The following is a 17,497-nucleotide window of genomic DNA, read 5'->3' as shown; positions in this document are numbered from 1 at the left end:
CACTTCTTCGTTAAATTCCACGGAAATAGAATCACTATTCCTCGCGAAATTTGCCTTGAATTGAACGCATTGATGACCTCTGAATGCGAGCATCTTCAGGCCGTTTGGGTATACCCTAAAGGGTTTCTCTCCCCTCAGACCAATCTGTCAGAGGTTAATTAAATGAACGTTTTTCTAAGAAGATCATTTCAAGTCTAGTCATTAGTGGACTGATTTACGAAAAGATAACAAATTGATCTAATTGATTATTCTATCACTTAGCAGGAAATATATTGATGGCGTTCACACCTTGCTAAATTGTGTGATCATTTACCCAAAAAACCTGATGGAGAGAGGGTTCAGGCATTTTGGGTAATGGCTACTGAATGGCCATGTTTGAGGCGCCAATGAGTTCGTCGTTATCTACCAGCTTGCGGAAAACCTCGAAAGGCACAGGGTCACCGAAATAAGAACCTTGGAGCATTTCGACCCCAGATTTAATCAGGTAGTCAGCCTGAACTTTGGTTTCCACACCCTCTGCGACTACGTGGAGCTTAGATTCACGTGCAAACGCGAGAATGGAATCAAGAATGGTGTTCTTAAACTCTTCCATGCCAATACCATCGACGAACATACGATCAATCTTAATGGTGTCGATGTTTAGCACGTGAAGGTATGAAAAAGCGCCATAGCCCGTACCACAGTCATCCAGTTTGATAGAGATGCCTCTATCTGTCAGCGCTTCGATACAAACTGCAGCCTTATTAAGATCGCCAAACTTTGTCCGCTCAGTAATTTCAAGCGACAGCAGATGAGGGTCCAAACCTGCTTCTTCAATTTTGCTAAGGATTTTGTCCGCAGTATCAAATTTCTCCAGATAACTCGGAGATACGTTAACACTGACAAAGAACCCTTCTGGCACTCGAATGTCATTGAGGTGGGCCAATACGTTGTCTATCAGTTGGTCGGTAATCCTGTCTATTGCCCCGTTTTGTTCTGCAAGCGGGATAAAGGTATCCGGCGGAATGAATTCGCCGTGGCTAGCCTGCCAGCGAACCAGCACTTCTGCTCCCACGATTCTATAGCCATTACCTTCCGGCATAACAATCGGCTGATAGAAAGGCTTGAGGGCATTTGACTCGATAGCTTCATTGAGAAGACCACTGAGTCCTTTGCGTTCTGATTGGTTGAGTTCCACACCCACGGCTACTAAGACCCCAAACAAAATCACCAACGCGCCGAACAGAATCACAAGATCCCCGACCAGATATTCAACCCCATCTTCATTGATGTACAAACTGACATTAATGTCACCATCCAACTCTCCGCTGTAGACCTGACGATAAGGCAAATCGTTTCGTTGGTAGAGTGATATCTCCTGACCATTTACCCTTACCACCATATATAGGCAGCGGTCACAATTAGACAGGAAGTTTCTTGGCTGTTGAAAGATGAATCGCAGAAGACCTTGATTGTTTTGAAGACGCATCTCTTCAAATTGATGATCACTCAAAATGAGTGATACACGGTCAAAGAAGATCTCTTCTTCGGAGGAAAAGGTCATCAACTCACGTCCGGCCTTGTCGACGTTGTAGATCGAACAAGAACGGCCACTGGGGAGGTGCAGATCAACATACTCTATGAAGAGATTTTGATTCTTTGACTCGCTCATCAACTCTACATCATCATTGTCACACTGATAGAGCAAGTTTTCTTCAAGCGTCCGCATCTGCTCAAAACTCTGACGATAGAGCTCAGAGTAGAGTTCAGAGAGCACGGAGATATCTTCCTTGATCTTTTTCTTCACTAACCAGTTAGAAACCGCAAACTGCGAGAAGTAAGCGAAAAGAACAGTCACAAAAATAATCGATAGCGCTTTAATATGTTTTCTGAGCCAATCCACTGAGGCTCCTGTTGAATCCCAAATCATTGATAGTAAGGATAGGACAAATAGCAATACGATCTTTGTAAAAATACGAGACTAATTCAAAATTAATCCTTTCACGCTTAGTGTCTACCTTCACTACACACCCCCACTACTAATTCTCAAATTACTGGTCGTTTATCATGAAGATAGAGTCAAACCGATGTTTTAATCTGCAGTTTGATTACTTTGGAATGATTTTAAACCTAGATAATCATTCAGTCATAAATCAGCATTAAGCGTGATTAATCTTCTTTCTTCGACACTTTCCCAAGCTAGAAGACATCTATCGCTGAGTCTGAGCGAGCTATCCTGTTTCCAAAATGAAGACCAGTCTCAAAAATCGCATCTCAAACAATATGTGCTGGCGGTGTAATGACACCGTTCTCCGACCTGCTGAATTTCTGGGATTTTTCTTCCACTTCGCATTGCGATCTGACGCATATGACATAGACTTTTTATAGAGACACATGACTCATATGTAAGGGTTTAACTTGCCTTCTGTGCCACCTCTTTCGGAAAACGTGACAACCTCCGACGCCAACGCCCCCAGGTTCCTTTCTTTGCTTGGGATTGTCGTAGTCTGCGTTGTAATCCTTATCTCTACCTTTACTTTGTATAAAAGCGCCCTTTCTAGGCAGATAGATCTCCAACACCAAATGTTGAGCGTGGAAGTCAACCGCGTACAACGTGCCATTGAAGTGAACCTACAAAAAGAAGCCTATTTTTTGGTGTGGTTAGCCAACAACCTTCAAAACAAAGGTCAGGTCAATGAGAATATCTGGCAGAGTGCCACCACAGGTATCGAGCGCACCTTTCCCTTCTTCTCGGGTGTGTACTGGCAAGATGAAAACCAAGATGTCCTCTATACATCCCCGGCTTACTTCACACCGAAACCGATGGAAAGTGCCTGGCAGATAGCTCCTTCCGTCCGGTTCAATAGCATGCCCGTTTTATCAAAGCTTTCTACTTCAGAAGTTCAGGTTGCCCCCAACGGTGCCATTGCTATTGAAATGCTCCACCCCGTTTTCTTTGAGGGACGGGTAGCGGGTTATTTGGGCGCAAGCTACAACATTAAACAGATGATTGAAGCTATTGCTACCGAATTTCTCCGCCCTGAACAAGAACTCGTGTTGAGCGACGGCAACGCCCCTTTTGTGGGGAATCTGCCAGATTTTAGCGGTGCGATGATGGATACCGTTGAACTCACCGCACTCAATGGGCAGTGGCAACTGACAGTTTGGCAACGACCACAATTCGACCAAGTCTATTTCTCGCTGCCTATGCTGATTTTCCTTGCTGGTATTATCGTGACATTGCTCGTCGCCATTTCTCTGTACCTTTTGGAGGTCAACATTATCGGGCGTCGTGCAGAGTCCAAAACCGTTTATAAATTGAAGAAAGAGATCATCCAAAGGCGTGAAGTCGAGGCTCAGTTGCAGTTCACAGCAAACCATGACCCACAAACCCATCTGCCAAATCGATTTGCACTGCAAACCTATCTAGACCGCGCACTTAGCTCAGAGCAGGATATCGTCTTAATGTGTCTTTCTCTCGACAAGTTAAGAGAGATCAATGATATGTACGGTCATCTGGTTGCAGACCAATTGGTATTCGAAGCAGCTAAACGTTTTAAAACGGTGCTTCCCCCGCACGCGATCCTTGCGCGCACGGGCCACGATCAATTTATGATTGCCTGCGCAGGCATGTCCCAGCTGGAAGCGGAAATGCAGGCCAACCAGTTGAGAATGTGCCTGGAAGAAGAGTTCTACATTGAAGATAACGACATATTGACCAGTTGTGCCATTGGGATCGCCTATCGCTACAGTGATGATCTTCGTGCGGAAAACATGGTGCGTCATGCAGATACCGCCGCCAATAAAGCACGAGCTCTTGGAAACCGAAAAGTTGTCGCCTACAACCAAACCATGCAAGACCAGCTGAACCACAAGAAGGAGCTCGAACGTGCAATCCGCAAGGCAATCAATAACGACGAGCTTGAGCTCTATTTTCAGCCACAGGTCGATCTTCGCACGCGACAGATTGTCGGCGTAGAGGCTTTAGTACGTTGGGAAGCCAAAAGTGGCGCGGCGATCAGCACCGACATCATCATCAAAACTGCCGAAGAAACAGGCCTGATGCAACGACTTGGTCATTGGGTCGTTGATACAGCGCTTAAACACTATTCGCACATGCTCGATGAGCGTTGTGCGCCAAAATGCATTGCTATCAATGTCTCTGGCCACGAGTTTCAAGATGGCTATCTAGCAGACTATGTGATTCGGTCTGTGACACGCTATGACATTCCACCTTCCCGCGTTCAGATTGAGCTGACGGAACAAGTTTTCATTGAAAACCTTGAGCGAAACCAGCACATTCTCAACCGACTTACCACCTCGGGTATCAGTCTGGCGATTGATGATTTCGGTACCGGCTATTCCTCGCTGGCCTACTTGAAACATTTCCCTGTGAATACCGTGAAGATTGACCGTGGCTTTATCAAAGATTTGCCAGAATCGAAAGACGATTTGGTGATTTGTCAGGCAGTGGTCAGCATGGCGAACTTACTGCAATTGAAAGTGGTTGCGGAAGGTGTAGAAACACTCGATCAACAGGAACTGCTGAGAAACATTGGTTGTAACTTTGCCCAGGGCCATTACTACTATGCGCCAATGACCGCAGAACAACTGATGACAGAACTTAAGAAACAAAGAGCCGGGCGTTTATACCCGGCTTCTTGATTGACATTATTATCGCAAATTGCAAAGCATTCTGGTTATGCTGCTGCAGTTTTCCAGACATCCGGTTGAATCGCGATGACTGAATCCCCTACTGAGAACCAAATCTGGCCATCTTCAATTGTCGCCTGAATGGCCATCGTGCGGCTGCTTGCCGCTGCGGCTGCATCCAACACTTCATCAACTACGTTGATAATCGTCAGGTTTTTGAACGGGAACAGTTTGTTCAACATATTCGCTTTCCAAACTGCGGCCGGATTGTCGTCATAGGTGAACAACACCACTTCTTTTGCCTGTGAACAGGCTTTCTTCAGGCGTTTTTCATCCGGCAAGCCAAGTTCTACCCAAAGTTCAATCTCATCGCTGTAGTTTTTGATCCACAGCTCCGGCTCTGTGTCTTCGCACAATCCTTTTGTAAATTGCAGACGCTCATCGGCGTACATGGTCCATGCAAGCAGACGAAGCATCATGCGCTGTTCAGTTTCTGACGGGTGCTGCGCCAGCGTTACTGAATGATCGAGATACACATTTCTCGACATGTCAGCCACATTGATTGAGGCTTTATACACCGTTGCTTTAAGTGCCATGGTTATACCCACTCTAAAATTTGTCGTTCAATAAGACCTGTATACGGTCAGGTTCTTTGCAAAGTTGTTCTTTTTCACGTTTTGTCAGCCGCTTGATGTACCACTCAAGCGACATCGCCTGTTGTTTCGTTCCTACCTCATACGACCAGGCTAGCGTAAGAGGCTGTTTGCCTCTCAAGTACTTTGCAGTTTTTGTGCCGTTTTGCTGGTGCTCATCAAATCGACGCATAACATCAGTGGTAACACCACAATACAAAGAGTTATCACGCGCACGAATGAGATAGACGTGCCAGAGCGGCACGTCGTTGGAAGGAGTCAAAGTCATGACGTAAAGATGTTTTAACCTTGGTTATCCATGAGTTGATTAACCAAAGCTTTGAGTTCAGCGACTTCTGCTTCTAATGCTTCGACACGCTCAGTCAGACCTTCTTGTTGCGGTTCTGATGAGAATGAAGGTGTCACCGTCTCGGTTGGAGCTTCTGATCCAAAGAGATGTGCGTAACGGCTTTCGCGTTTACCGGGCTCTCTTGGCAATTGAGCAACATAGCCCTTTTCAATCATGCCATTTAGCACTGATTCAACCTGACCCACATCGCTGAATTCGCACAAACGGTTTGTTCGGGTACGAAGCTCGCCTGGGGTTTGGGGGCCACGCAGCAGCATCACGCATACAATACCCTTCTCTTGCTCCGAGAACTGGAGCGATCCGAATTCTGTGTTACAGAATCTGTGTTGGTATTTGGTCACTCGGCTACCAAAACCTTCCAAATCACTGATCAGTCGTTTGGATTTGAGCGATTCCACGGCGTCTAGTACTTCCGCTTCGCTAAGCGCATAAACAGGTTCGCGGTTACTTTTCTGGTTAGCGGCAGTGGTTAGGCTGTTGAGGGTCAGTGGATAGAGATCCGGCGTAGTGACTTCTTTTTCCAATAAACATCCAATCACTCGCGCTTCATAAGGGTTGAGTTCAATCGCCATGAGAATACCTCAGTTAAATCCTATGCAGCGGTTTATAGCAATCTAGTGCTAGCACAGCAACTGCACATACGAGTATTTGCCATATTGGCACGGTAACTGCCGGAAGTTTGGTCAATTTATGGAATGTCGACCCGCAAAACTGTCTTATTCCTGTGATTTTGGCTCAACAGAGACAATTTTCTGTCACGTGATTTATCAGTTTTCAGATAGAATCTTTCGATTGTTGTTTCAGGTGAAAGATTTTGCCGACTTGGAGTACAGGAGAAAGTAATGGGTATGTTCGGAAAAAAGGCAACATCGAGCCCATGTTTGTCACTAATCGCTAAAGAGTGCCGTGTAATCGGAGAATTTGATTTGGACGGTGACATTCAGTTTGACGGCCAAGGTGAAGGCACCATTATCAACGCACGCAATGTCGTTATCTCTTCTACTGGCCATTTTAAAGGCGACATTCGTGCAGAGCACGTCACCATCAATGGTTATGTTGAAGGCACCTGTGTTGCACGCGAAGTCAACATCCTGAGCTCAGGTAAAATGAAAGGCCAAATTCAAAGCGAGCAATTAACCATTGCCAAAGGCGGTTGCCTGATGGGCGAAAACAAACTGAAAGACGAGCCATCCCTCAAAGTGGTCAACGAAGATAAAAACTCCGCAGAGAAATCTGCTTCAAATCAGGAAAAAGCGTCTGCATCGGCTTAAATCCGCATTCTGATGCAATGATCAACAGTTGACTGCCCTATCGCCTTTCAACTGTTGACTTCATTCGCCAACATTATACGATCCGCGAAATTATATTATTTCGGAAGTACCAAGATGTCTGAACAAGCAAACCAAGCGCAAGAAACCGTAAAGCTGGAAGATCTGTCTGCAGAGTTGCAGCAAGTCATCAATTATGAACAAGTACCAGCCGAGCTGTTCACCATGCTGGCATCTATTCATGAAGCGTCTGAGAGCGTTGTTCGCGAAGTTTGGGATACAATGCCTGCAAGTGCGCAAAATATTCTGGACAACTTCGAGCAATTCCATGCACTGGTTAGCCTGAGTCAAAGCTACGCGGGTCTGGATTTCATGCAAGAAACCCAAGACATGAAGTTCGATGACATGGACGACGAGCAAACTGCAGAATACAAAGCTGTTTTGCTGGATAAACTACTACACAACTGTGTGAAAGATCTGGTTAAGCAACTTAAACAAGCTCGCCTGAAACCAGCGATGAAGCGCGAATTCCGTGAAATCTTCACCAAGTAATTTCAGACTTGCCGCAGAATAAAAAAAGAGGTGACAGTGTCACCTCTTTTTTTATTGCTCAATCAGTATAAAACTTATGTTCTGTAAAGAACCTTTACTACGTGCCAACCGAAGCGGGTTTTCACAATGTGCGGCGTCAGCACTTCAGCGTTAAAGCACACTTTGTCAAACTGAGGCACCATTTGACCGCGCTTGAACTCCCCCAAATCGCCGCCCTTTTTACCTGACGGACAGGTGGAGTATTTCTTTGCCAGCGTCTGAAATTTTGCGCCTTTCTTTAACTGACTAACAATATCTTCCGCCTGGTTCTGGTGCTTCACCAGAATATGGAGTGCGTGTGCTGTGCTGGCCATGCATGTGCCCTTTTACTGCTGTTCTTTCATTGGTCGCGGATTATATCTCCGAGACCGCTACCATTCCAGATTTAGTTCGCTGTAGTATTTTTCAGTGCTTCCAGTGGCAACCAAGTTACATTCACACCCGCTTGTTCAAACATATCTGCGCTAACTTTAATTTTTTCGCCCCAACGTGAAAGGAAATCTTCCGTTTGTTCCGGGCAGTGAACCTGCGTAATGCCAGTCTGGATAATCTTCGCAGCGCAGTTCGGACAAGGAAAATGCGTTACCCAAATTTCGCAGTCAGCCAAGTCCCGCTTTGCAAAGAGAATGGCATTTTCTTCTGCGTGCAGTGTTTTAAGAAGCTTCATTTCACGATCGTCAGTATCTGCACTATCAGAAATGCCATGCGGATAACCATTGAATCCGACAGAGACAATACGATTGCCTTTTGTTATGACAGCACCAACCTGTGTTGAGGGATCTTTACTCCAAGAGCCAACCAGCTCTGCCATTTGATAGAAACGTACAGCCCACTTCGAGATCATTGCCTTTCCAATAAGTTACCCATTCACAATGTCGCTATTTTGCTTAATCCATGAGCTTAGCTCAACAAAAAAGCGGCCTTAAGGCCGCTTTCATAATGAAATGCTGAAAATCGTTAAAATAGCGACTCATTAAGTACTAGATGGCACATTATAGATGCTGCATAACCCAGCATAATCACTGGGCTCCACTTCAAATGGCCAAAGAAAGTGTACTTGCCTCGAGCCTGTCCCATCAAAGCAACGCCAGCTGCTGATCCTAAAGACAACAGGCTACCCCCTACACCGGCAGTTAGTGTTACCAACAACCAGTTACCCATAGACATATCCGGCTGCATCGTTAGTACGGCAAACATCACTGGGATGTTATCAACAATCGCCGATAGCAAACCGACAATAATATTCGCCCAGATGGGATCCCACTGTAGGTACATGACATTGGAAATCGTCGCCAAGTATCCAATCAGGCTCAAACCGCCTACGCACATTACAACGCCATAGAAGAACAACAACGTATCCCACTCCGCATGGGAGACGCGGCGAAACACATCAAATGGAATGACTGAACCAAGACGTTTTAGCGCAGCCTCATCCTGTTTTGCCTGTGCCACGGCGCGTTTTCTCGCCAGCGAACGAGGCAGAGTTTTGCGAAGGTAAAATCCAAAGAATTGCAGGTAAGCTAAGCCCATCATCATGCCGATAACTGGAGGGAAATGAACCAGACCATGGAACCCGACCGCTGTCACTATGGTAAAGAGGAACAAAACGACTATACGTTTTGCGCCGCGTTTGATTTCGACATACTCATTCACCACGTCTGGTTTATCTTTCGGTATAAACAGAGACATGATGAATGCTGGCAATACGTAGTTGACCACAGAAGGGATAAAGAGCGCACCGAATTCAGAGAAGCTCACTAATCCCGCCTGCCAAACCATCAGCGTAGTAATATCACCAAACGGGCTGAATGCACCACCAGCATTCGCTGCCACGACGATGTTGACACAGGCAAGATTGATAAACCTTGGGTTATCGCCACCAATCTTCAACACCACAGTACACATCAATAGTGCCGTGGTGAGGTTATCTGCAATCGGAGATATAAAGAAAGAAAGGATGCCGGTGATCCAGAAAAGCTGGCGAAGATCATAACCTTTCCCAACGATCCAGGCTTTCAGGCCATCAAACAATCGACGCTCTTCCATCGCAGAGATATAGGTCATGGCCACTAGCAGGAAGAGCATTAACTCGGCGTATTCAAGTAAGTTGTGCTCAATCGCGCCTTGTGCCACCTCAATTTCACCGGCATTTGAATAGACAAAGCCAATCATCAGCCAAATAAGGCCTGCTGCCAGTAATACCGGCTTGGACTTTCTTAAGTGGAGTTGCTCTTCGAGCATGACCAACGTATAAGCCGCGGCGAAAATGAGAAGAGAAAGGTAACCAACAGCTGATTGGGTTAAATCTAGGGGGTTGCCACTACCTGTGGCGGCGAATGCATTACCGGAGAACAGCAACACAAACGCTAATAAACACTTCATCCTTGTGCCTCCAAGCGAATTTAAATGAATTTCGCGAGGGGCACTGCCGGGCTACATGAGCTCGTTCAATACACTCACAGACGCAACGCCCCTAAATCATGACTCCCTGATATATATGAATTTATTGTTACCCTTAAGGTTATTAAAGGTCGGGAGCCTAATTGTCGCGCCACAATGATAGATCTTGTTACAGAATAATGCAGAGTAAATTGTTTACTTTTCAGGCATCACCCACAAACCTGATTTTTAAGGCGATAAGTGGCGTTTCACTGTTGGTAAATGAGAGCATGATCTGCCATTTCAAAACAGAAAAGTGCTAAAGCACTGTGTCACAGGATCTCCGCATTCCTCTTATGCTCTTCGATTTACAATGTAAAAAACCGAACGACGATCAACGCAGATCAAACTTTTTTACAAAAAGCACAGACAACCACTGTAAAGTGATTGTGACATATCATTCACTGCTTTATAACTTATCAATGAGATCTGTTGCTAACTAGAGCAACAATAATCAGTTGATGAATAGGTACGTATAATCTTTAAGCAGTGTTTACTTACCGATTAAATTCCTATTTTATTCATAGACTTAAAAACAAATATGCAAATAAGACCTCTGCAACCACTTAAACAGTCGTCTTAATCCACAACTTTAGTGCCTGATTTTGAATCAGATTTTGGATATAACAATGGATTAACACTGGCGGAAAGATTGGGTGTAACACCCAATCGCCATTTCATCACGGAGAATGATATGAACGTGTCCAAATTACTTCTTTCGGCATGCTGTGCCGCAACACTTTTGTCTACCCCTTTCACAGCAATGGCCGACACCGCGAAAGTCGCAGTTTCTCAAATCGTTGAACACCCAGCGCTCGATGCAACCCGCCAAGGCCTGTTGGATGGCCTAAAAGCCAAAGGCTATGAAGAAGGTAAGAATTTAGAATTTGCTTACCAAACCGCGCAGGGCAACCCAGCTATAGCGGTACAGATTGCCCGCCAATTTGTTGGTGAGAAGCCCGACGTGTTGGTTGGTATCGCGACTCCTTCTGCGCAAGCATTGGTTGCTGCAACTAAGTCTATTCCTGTTGTATTCACCGCTGTTACCGATCCTGTGGGCGCGAAACTCATTAAGGACATGGAAAAGCCAAATGCTAACGTAACTGGCCTTTCAGACCTTTCACCCGTTGCTCAACATGTGGCACTGGCAAAAGAGCTTCTTCCAAATATGACTTCTATCGGTGTGGTTTATAACCCAGGTGAAGCGAATGCAGTTGCATTGGTTGAGCTTCTGCGTGAAGCCGCCGATGCTCAAGGCCTGAAAGTAGTTGAAGGAACTGCGTTGAAGAGTGCTGACGTTCAGTCTGCCGCACAAATTGTCGCATCTCAGGCAGACGCTATCTACGCACCCACTGACAACACAGTAGCGAGTGCGATTGATGGTCTTGTTGGCGCAGCGAACCAAGCGAAGAAACCTGTTATTGGTGGTGCAACCTCATACATTCCTAACGGCGCTGTAGCAGCACTGGGCTTTGATTACTACCAGATCGGTGTTCAAACTGCCGACTACGTTGCAGCCCTATTAAACGGCGAGCAAGTATCTGCACTGCCAGCAAAAGTGGCTGTAGGTTCTGACTTGGCGATTAACCTGAAAGCCGCGCAAAAACTGGGTCTGGAAGTGCCTCAAGCATTGCTGGATCGTGCAACAACAGTAGAAAAATAATAACGTCAGGAGCAGTACATGACCTCAATTGCCTTTTTTGGCACGCTGGAAGTAGGTCTGGTTTATGGCCTGGTCGCTCTGGGCGTATATCTGACATTCCGGGTTTTGGACTTTCCGGATCTGACTGTCGATGGCAGCTTCCCGATGGGAGCTGCTGTTGCAGCCACGCTTATCGTTTCAGGCGTTGATCCTTGGATTTCCACTTTTGCCGCCATCATCGCAAGTTCGATGACAGGCTTGATCACCGCATTTCTTACTGTGAAATGTGGCATTTTGAATCTGCTTGCCAGTATCCTGACGATGATCGCCGCGTTCTCTATCAACATCCGCATCATGGGACGCCCAAACATCGCCTTATTGGGTGTAGACACCATTCTTACGCCGTTCGAAAACATGGGTATCGATCCTGTTTATGCCCGACCACTGGTGGTATTCGTTCTGGTTGTTTTGAGTGCTTGGTTTGTTATTCGACTTCTCAATAGTGATTTTGGCTTGGGACTGAGGGCAACTGGTGTCAACGCCCGTATGGTGAAGGCACAAGGTGCAAGCACTGCGTTTTACACCTATTTTGGTCTTGCCTTATCTAACGGCTTTGTTGGCTTTTCGGGTGCGCTTTTTGCCCAAACCAACAGCTTTGCTGATGTCACCTCAGGTGTCGGTACCATCGTTGTCGGTCTTGCAGCCGTCATCCTTGGACAAACTTTGCTGCCAGGACGAAAAGTCTGGGTGGCAGTGGTTGCCGTTATTCTTGGTTCGGTTCTTTACCGTTTGGCCGTCGCATTTGCGCTCAGCTCCGGGATGTTCGGATTGGAAGCGTCCGACCTTAACCTGGTCACCGCAGTACTCGTGGCACTCGCTCTGGTCGCGCCTAAAGCCAAACAGCAGTACCAGAAGAACAAGAAGATGAAAGAAGCGGGAGCGGTGAAATGATCGAGCTAAAAGACATTCAAGTCACCTTCAACCCAGGTACCGTGCTGGAAAACCGCGCTCTGCGCAGTGTCTCCCTCACGGTTCCGGAGAATCAGTTTCTGACCATCATCGGCTCGAATGGTGCGGGCAAATCCACCCTGCTTGGCGCAGTTTCCGGTGAAACACCTATGGTCGGCGGTCGCGTGATCATTGATGGTACTGATGTGACGAAGCAGCAGGTCCATCAACGCGCAGCCCTAGCCGCCCGTGTGTTCCAGGATCCGCTGGCCGGTACTTGTGCTTCTTTAACCATCGAAGAAAATTTGGCTTTGGCTTTTAAGCGCGGAAGTATGCGTGGATGGAGCCTTGCCCTTTCCGGCAAACGCCGAGAAATCTTCAAAGAGCGCATTTCCATTCTGGGATTAGGGCTGGAAGATCGTCTGAGCGACAGCATAGGCCTTCTTTCAGGTGGTCAACGCCAGGCTGTCAGTCTGGTGATGGCAACGTTGTCTGACAGTAAATTACTGTTATTGGATGAGCACACAGCGGCACTTGATCCTCGTATGGCTGCCTTCGTTATCGATCTGACCAAGAAAGTCATCACAGAGTTTGGTTTGACTGCGCTCATGGTGACGCACTCGATGAAAGATGCCCTAGCCTGCGGTGATCGCACCGTGATGCTTCACCAAGGTGAAATTGTTCTGGATGTCGAAGGTGAAGAACGTGCCAACATGGGTGTTCCTCAGCTATTGGAAATGTTCAGTAAAGTTCGCGGCGAAGAACTTGCAGACGATAGTTTGCTTCTGAGCTAACAGTTGATACCGGACCTCATCATATTGGGCAGTTTCGACTGCCCTTTTACTTTTAAAACGGAAGTATTGGTCATGGTTTCAAGCCTACGACAAGTAAATTTGGTCGATTGGTGACATAGTCAAGTGACTAGGGCCTGTTGACCTTTGATATAAAGAGAGAAAGGAAGGAAATGATGGTAACTCTCGAGTTTCTAATAACCTCTTTAGTTGTTGTGCTAATTCCCGGAACCGGTGTGCTTTATACCGTTTCAACCGGTTTGTTTTTTGGCTCTAGAGCAACCATCTGGGCATCTTTAGGCTGCACAGTGGGTATTGTTCCTTCCATGCTTGCCAGTATCACCGGTCTCGCCATCATTCTACATACCAGTGCATTGGCTTTTCAGGTAGTGAAATACGTTGGGGTGGCTTATCTGCTTTACCTTGCCTGGACCATGTGGCGTTCGAGCAGTGCTTTGTCGCTTAGCAAAGAAAATGAGCCGATGAGCATGTTGGGTGTAGCGATTAAAGGTTGCCTGATGAACATTCTCAACCCCAAGCTGACGATTTTCTTTATGGCATTCTTACCACAGTTTGTTCCCGCTCAAGCGGTGTCTCCAACCACCAACATGTTGGTATTGGGAAGCATCTTTATGGCGATGACATTTGTGGTTTTTCTGATGTACGGCGCCTTCTCCGCTTTAGTTCGCGATTACATCATCAATTCAGAACGTTTAACGGTGGCGTTGCAAAGAGTATTCGCTGGCAGCTTTGCCGTTTTGGGGTTAAAGCTAGCGTTTTCTGAGAGAACCAACTGATATCCAAAAGAATCAAAAGAGAAAGCCCCGGATTTCCGGGGCTTTCTTTATGTACTTTCGCCTAAAATCGTTTGAGCAACCGGCCCATCAAAGACGGATGGTAATCCCAAGTGTGGTCGAACATTTCCATCAACTTAGGGTTTCCATATTTGGAAAGATTGATGGCGTGAAAGCGGTTGTGTTGCTGCTTCAACGCATCTACTTTGTCCTGTACTTCTTTTGGCTGTACCGGGGCGATGAAATCCGAAATCACAACCAAATCAGCGTTGCGGTATTTATCTGTTCCCATCAAATCTACCGAATGAGTTAAAACAGGTTCAAGATCCGTCCCACCATGGAAAGAATAAGATAAGAAGTTCAGCGCCTCTTTCAGTCCACTTTCGCCCGTCAATTCATAGGTGATGTGGTCTGTCGAGAAAATCATCACGGAGCAATCGCGGTCTTCCTGAACCGCTATCTGCATCAGCGCATACGCCATGGCTTTTGCACACTGCTCAGGGAAGCCACTCATAGAACCGGAAGCATCCACACAAATCAGGAAAGGCCCCTTTTCTATCTCTACCTGTTTGTTTTCCGGCTTGAAGGATTTCACTTTCCGCAGGGTGCGTTGCATCCCTTGCATGCGATAAGTCAAAAGACGTTTATCTGCAAAGTGCTTGTAGAAAAGGATTTCGAGCGCGGGTTCAGCCAAATAAATGGTTTCATTCGGCACGATTTTCTCTAAGTTATCGCTCTGGTGAATACCAACAATATCATCAGCTACGCTGTCGTCAGGTTCCTCGACCAGCTTCAACTCTTCCGCTGGAGAACGGTGCAGCGAAGGGTCATCAACGTCATTAGCCATACGGCCAAGCTTTTCTGCGATCTCCTGAAGATCTTTATTCTCTTTTAGAAACGCGACAAAACGTTTGAGCAGTTCTACATCCGTTTGTGTCACCTTCGAAGATGCCAAATCCCAGAGGCGGCCAACTTTTTCAATGGCGCCATGCTCCTGAACGTTCTCCAGCGTTTTGTAGGTTTCGATACGCTGATAGAGCTCCTTCAGCAACTTATCCTTATGTGCTTCCAGTTCTTTTTGTTGTGCATCTTGAATAGCACTGGCCAGATGTTCATACCACTTATTGCAAAAGTACGCCTGAAACATCGGTGTTTCTTTCGCGATGTTCTTCTCTAACATACGGCGCGCTTCGAGATAAAAGCTCGATTTACCCTCGAGCTTTTTAATCATAGATTTCGCATTCGTGGTGAAGTCTTGCTGAGAGAGAGAGACAGCATTCTGATAAAGCTGTATCTCTTGCTTCAGATCGTTGGTAATACAATCTGTGCTGAGACGACGTTTAACCGAGTGACGCCATTTGCGAATGTGCTGACGCACCGCGGATTTCGCAGACGGACTGGTTTCTGTCATCACCAGAAGTTGGGGCTTGGCCATCACCTCAGTGACAGCATGCTCAAGCATTCCAGTTTCCGCCAGCATCATGCCAAGATGGAGGCTTTCTGGACTTACCATAGCTCCTCCTTACTCAAAGTATTCGGTTAACATGCGCGTTCGGAACGCACCTTTCTCAAATTTGGTGGTTTGGCGCTGCAGCGTTTCTTCCGCATCGGTAATGCTGTTTGCCAAAAGTTCGAGTAATTCAGAGTTGGCAAAGTGATGAGGTAAAGCAGCGTTAATTTGTGTTCGGGCAACCCGAATTAAGTGTTTCGCCTCTTCAATTTTAGCAATAGAAGCTTCATTGCGCGTTTGCCACTCAGTAAAGGTATTTGGGTCATTGTCGTCGATACCAGCAATGGCAACAGGAACAGGACGGTTTGCAATGTCTTTGATCACGAGACGATGCTCGCCGTCGACATCAAACTTCAACATGCAGAGATTAGGGTTTTTGTTAACGTAACCGTAAACGTCACACGCACCATTTTTAATTTTCTTTTCAAATTCATTGGCGTCGACATACACCCATCGGCTGTCACCCTTCTCTTTTTCAGACACAGAAGGATTAGAATCCAGCATCACGAACTTCACCAGATTGTTCGCCATGTTGACTGAATAGCGGCGCGCACCAGCTAAATCAATCCGATTCTTTTCCTTTCGCATTGAAAGTTCGGTTTCTGCCGTGTGGCCGAGTACATCTTTGATTTCTTCTGCCAATTCCCGGCTGTCTTCATTCGCCTCGTCAGCAATCGCCAACGCTTCTTGCTGGTTAAAGCAAATCTCTTGAGCGAAACGGCGCATCACTTGCGTGACCACATTGCGTGATTCTGGGCTGTGCCATAAGCACTCCTGCAGGAGTAAAAGATCGACGGGATTGACGTCATGTCGGCCGTTAAAAAATGCACTCGCTTTAAGCAAACGTACCGCTTTTTTCCAACGACGATCAGAAATATACAGTTCTTCTGGTGGGAAGTTATTTCCTTCTTCTTCCGCTTCTCTCTCTAGAAGCATTTTCAGGGCGTATATTTTCTCGAACACATCATCAGACAGCGAAACATTGTCGATCTGACGCTGCCATTGTTCATATTCATGGGCTTTGATGGAAATATCACTGCCGATGGAAATCTCAGTCTCGCCGCTGTCACCCGTCAGCAGACGCTTGAAGTTACTCTTTTCCTGAATACGGTTGACGAAAATGCGTACCAGCATACGGTCATAAAGCGCGTCTAAGCCACTATCTGGCTCAGGCAGCTCATTCGACGCGGTCACCAAAAGGCGCATCGGAACCGGCAGTACTTCACTACCGTTGCGGAAAACGCGTTCGTTAACGACCGTCAATAAGGTGTTAAGAATCGCGGGGCCTGCTTTCCAGATCTCATCCAGAAACACCACGTCTGCGGTGGGCAGATAGCCTTCTGTTAAACGGACATACTTACCGTTATCTTTGAGCTCCTGAATTGAAAGAGGACCAAACACCTCTTCAGGCGTTGAAAAGCGGGTCATCAGGTACTCAAAAAACTGGCTGTCATCAAATGCTTCAATCAAGCGTTTTGCGATGTAGCTTTTCGCAATCCCCGGAGGCCCCAGTAAAAAAACACTTTCACCACTGAGTGCTGCAAGCAGACAAAGACGAATAGTGTTCTCCCTCTCGTAAACGCCATTTGAAAGGGCATGTACAAGTTTCTGAATGCGCTCTGGGAGTAAAACATTGTTTGTCGTCATAGCAATTTGATTCGTCACGTTGCTGCTCCATTTATACTAATCAACAACATGACTCCACTCTTATCATATTGTTAACACTTTGTAACCATTAATATCTACTTACATCTTGTATACCATTTCAAGTTTGATCCCTTCTACCTTTCAATCTTAGTTTTCATTTTTGTTGCATGGAAATTACGCAATACATGTCGAGTTTTACACCGTTTCATTAATGCCCAAACAACCTGAAGATG

Annotated in this window: 16 protein-coding genes; 7 read left to right on the top strand and 9 right to left on the bottom strand. The window is 46.3% G+C overall.

Features of this window, described 5'->3' with window-relative positions; genetic code table 11:
- Window positions 1-358: 358 nt before the first annotated feature.
- Window positions 359-1,882: an EAL domain-containing protein gene (locus RN22_RS18695; protein WP_046306620.1), complete on the bottom strand. Its 1,524-nt coding sequence runs from the start codon at window positions 1,880-1,882 to the stop codon at window positions 359-361.
- Window positions 1,883-2,562: 680 nt separating this feature from the next.
- On the opposite strand from RN22_RS18695, the gene RN22_RS18690 reads away from it, so the two are divergent.
- Window positions 2,563-4,644 carry a bifunctional diguanylate cyclase/phosphodiesterase gene (locus tag RN22_RS18690; protein ID WP_231590929.1) on the top strand — a complete coding sequence of 694 codons (2,082 nt, stop codon included), beginning with the start codon at window positions 2,563-2,565 and terminating at the stop codon, window positions 4,642-4,644.
- Window positions 4,645-4,679: 35 nt separating this feature from the next.
- On the opposite strand, the gene RN22_RS18685 is transcribed toward RN22_RS18690, so the two are convergent.
- Genes RN22_RS18685 through RN22_RS18675 form a run of 3 tightly spaced genes read right to left on the bottom strand, consistent with a single transcriptional unit; the run spans window position 4,680 to window position 6,206 of the window.
- A complete protein-coding gene (locus tag RN22_RS18685; protein ID WP_046306618.1) occupies window positions 4,680-5,228 on the bottom strand; it encodes a YaeQ family protein in 549 nt (182 codons plus the stop codon).
- A gap of 13 nt (window positions 5,229-5,241) precedes the next feature.
- Window positions 5,242-5,553 (bottom strand): GIY-YIG nuclease family protein, encoded by a 312-nt coding sequence (locus RN22_RS18680; protein ID WP_039849540.1) that lies wholly within the window; start codon window positions 5,551-5,553, stop codon window positions 5,242-5,244.
- Between the two features lie 14 nt (window positions 5,554-5,567).
- The gene (locus RN22_RS18675; RefSeq protein ID WP_046306616.1) at window positions 5,568-6,206 is read right to left on the bottom strand and encodes a YceH family protein; all 639 of its coding nucleotides are present in this window, start codon (window positions 6,204-6,206) and stop codon (window positions 5,568-5,570) included.
- 270 nt (window positions 6,207-6,476) lie between these two features.
- Here RN22_RS18675 and RN22_RS18670 point away from each other — a divergent pair, with 270 nt between their 5' ends.
- Together RN22_RS18670 and RN22_RS18665 are read left to right on the top strand one after the other, a co-directional pair.
- Entirely contained in the window at window positions 6,477-6,905 is a 429-nt protein-coding gene (locus tag RN22_RS18670) for a polymer-forming cytoskeletal protein (RefSeq protein ID WP_046306614.1), read from the top strand.
- Between the two features lie 114 nt (window positions 6,906-7,019).
- Window positions 7,020-7,454, top strand: coding sequence for a DUF3069 domain-containing protein (locus tag RN22_RS18665; RefSeq protein ID WP_046306612.1), 435 nt, complete (start codon window positions 7,020-7,022; stop codon window positions 7,452-7,454).
- Window positions 7,455-7,528: 74 nt separating this feature from the next.
- Here RN22_RS18665 and RN22_RS18660 read toward each other — a convergent pair whose 3' ends face one another.
- From RN22_RS18660 to nhaD, 3 genes are all read right to left on the bottom strand, one after another.
- Window positions 7,529-7,807, bottom strand: a complete 279-nt coding sequence (locus RN22_RS18660) for a peptidylprolyl isomerase (protein WP_046306610.1) — start codon at window positions 7,805-7,807, stop codon at window positions 7,529-7,531.
- Between the two features lie 71 nt (window positions 7,808-7,878).
- Window positions 7,879-8,337 (bottom strand): dCMP deaminase family protein, encoded by a 459-nt coding sequence (locus RN22_RS18655; protein WP_046306608.1) that lies wholly within the window; start codon window positions 8,335-8,337, stop codon window positions 7,879-7,881.
- Between the two features lie 113 nt (window positions 8,338-8,450).
- Window positions 8,451-9,875, bottom strand: a complete 1,425-nt coding sequence (gene nhaD, locus RN22_RS18650; protein WP_046306606.1) for a sodium:proton antiporter NhaD — start codon at window positions 9,873-9,875, stop codon at window positions 8,451-8,453.
- Window positions 9,876-10,626: 751 nt separating this feature from the next.
- Here nhaD and RN22_RS25005 point away from each other — a divergent pair.
- The 4 genes from RN22_RS25005 (at window position 10,627) to RN22_RS18630 (ending at window position 14,110) form a co-directional block, all read left to right on the top strand.
- The gene (locus tag RN22_RS25005) at window positions 10,627-11,595 is read left to right on the top strand and encodes an ABC transporter substrate binding protein (RefSeq protein ID WP_046306604.1); all 969 of its coding nucleotides are present in this window, start codon (window positions 10,627-10,629) and stop codon (window positions 11,593-11,595) included.
- 18 nt (window positions 11,596-11,613) lie between these two features.
- The gene (locus tag RN22_RS25000) at window positions 11,614-12,525 is read left to right on the top strand and encodes an ABC transporter permease (RefSeq protein ID WP_046306602.1); all 912 of its coding nucleotides are present in this window, start codon (window positions 11,614-11,616) and stop codon (window positions 12,523-12,525) included.
- Window positions 12,522-13,316 (top strand): ABC transporter ATP-binding protein, encoded by a 795-nt coding sequence (locus RN22_RS18635; RefSeq protein WP_046306600.1) that lies wholly within the window; start codon window positions 12,522-12,524, stop codon window positions 13,314-13,316. The genes RN22_RS25000 and RN22_RS18635 overlap by 4 nt, the downstream gene beginning before the upstream one ends.
- Before the next feature lie 170 nt (window positions 13,317-13,486).
- Entirely contained in the window at window positions 13,487-14,110 is a 624-nt protein-coding gene (locus tag RN22_RS18630; protein ID WP_231590928.1) for a LysE family translocator, read from the top strand.
- Between the two features lie 61 nt (window positions 14,111-14,171).
- Here RN22_RS18630 and viaA read toward each other — a convergent pair whose 3' ends face one another.
- Window positions 14,172-15,620: an ATPase RavA stimulator ViaA gene (gene viaA / locus RN22_RS18625; RefSeq protein WP_046306594.1), complete on the bottom strand. Its 1,449-nt coding sequence runs from the start codon at window positions 15,618-15,620 to the stop codon at window positions 14,172-14,174.
- Between the two features lie 9 nt (window positions 15,621-15,629).
- Window positions 15,630-17,264 (bottom strand): AAA family ATPase, encoded by a 1,635-nt coding sequence (locus RN22_RS18620; protein ID WP_197076318.1) that lies wholly within the window; start codon window positions 17,262-17,264, stop codon window positions 15,630-15,632.
- Window positions 17,265-17,497 lie beyond the last annotated feature (233 nt).

It is taken from the genome of Grimontia sp. AD028, from assembly GCF_000973155.1.
In the GTDB taxonomy this organism is placed as follows: domain Bacteria; phylum Pseudomonadota; class Gammaproteobacteria; order Enterobacterales; family Vibrionaceae; genus Enterovibrio; species Enterovibrio indicus.
This window is presented reverse-complemented; position numbering and strand designations above follow the sequence as displayed.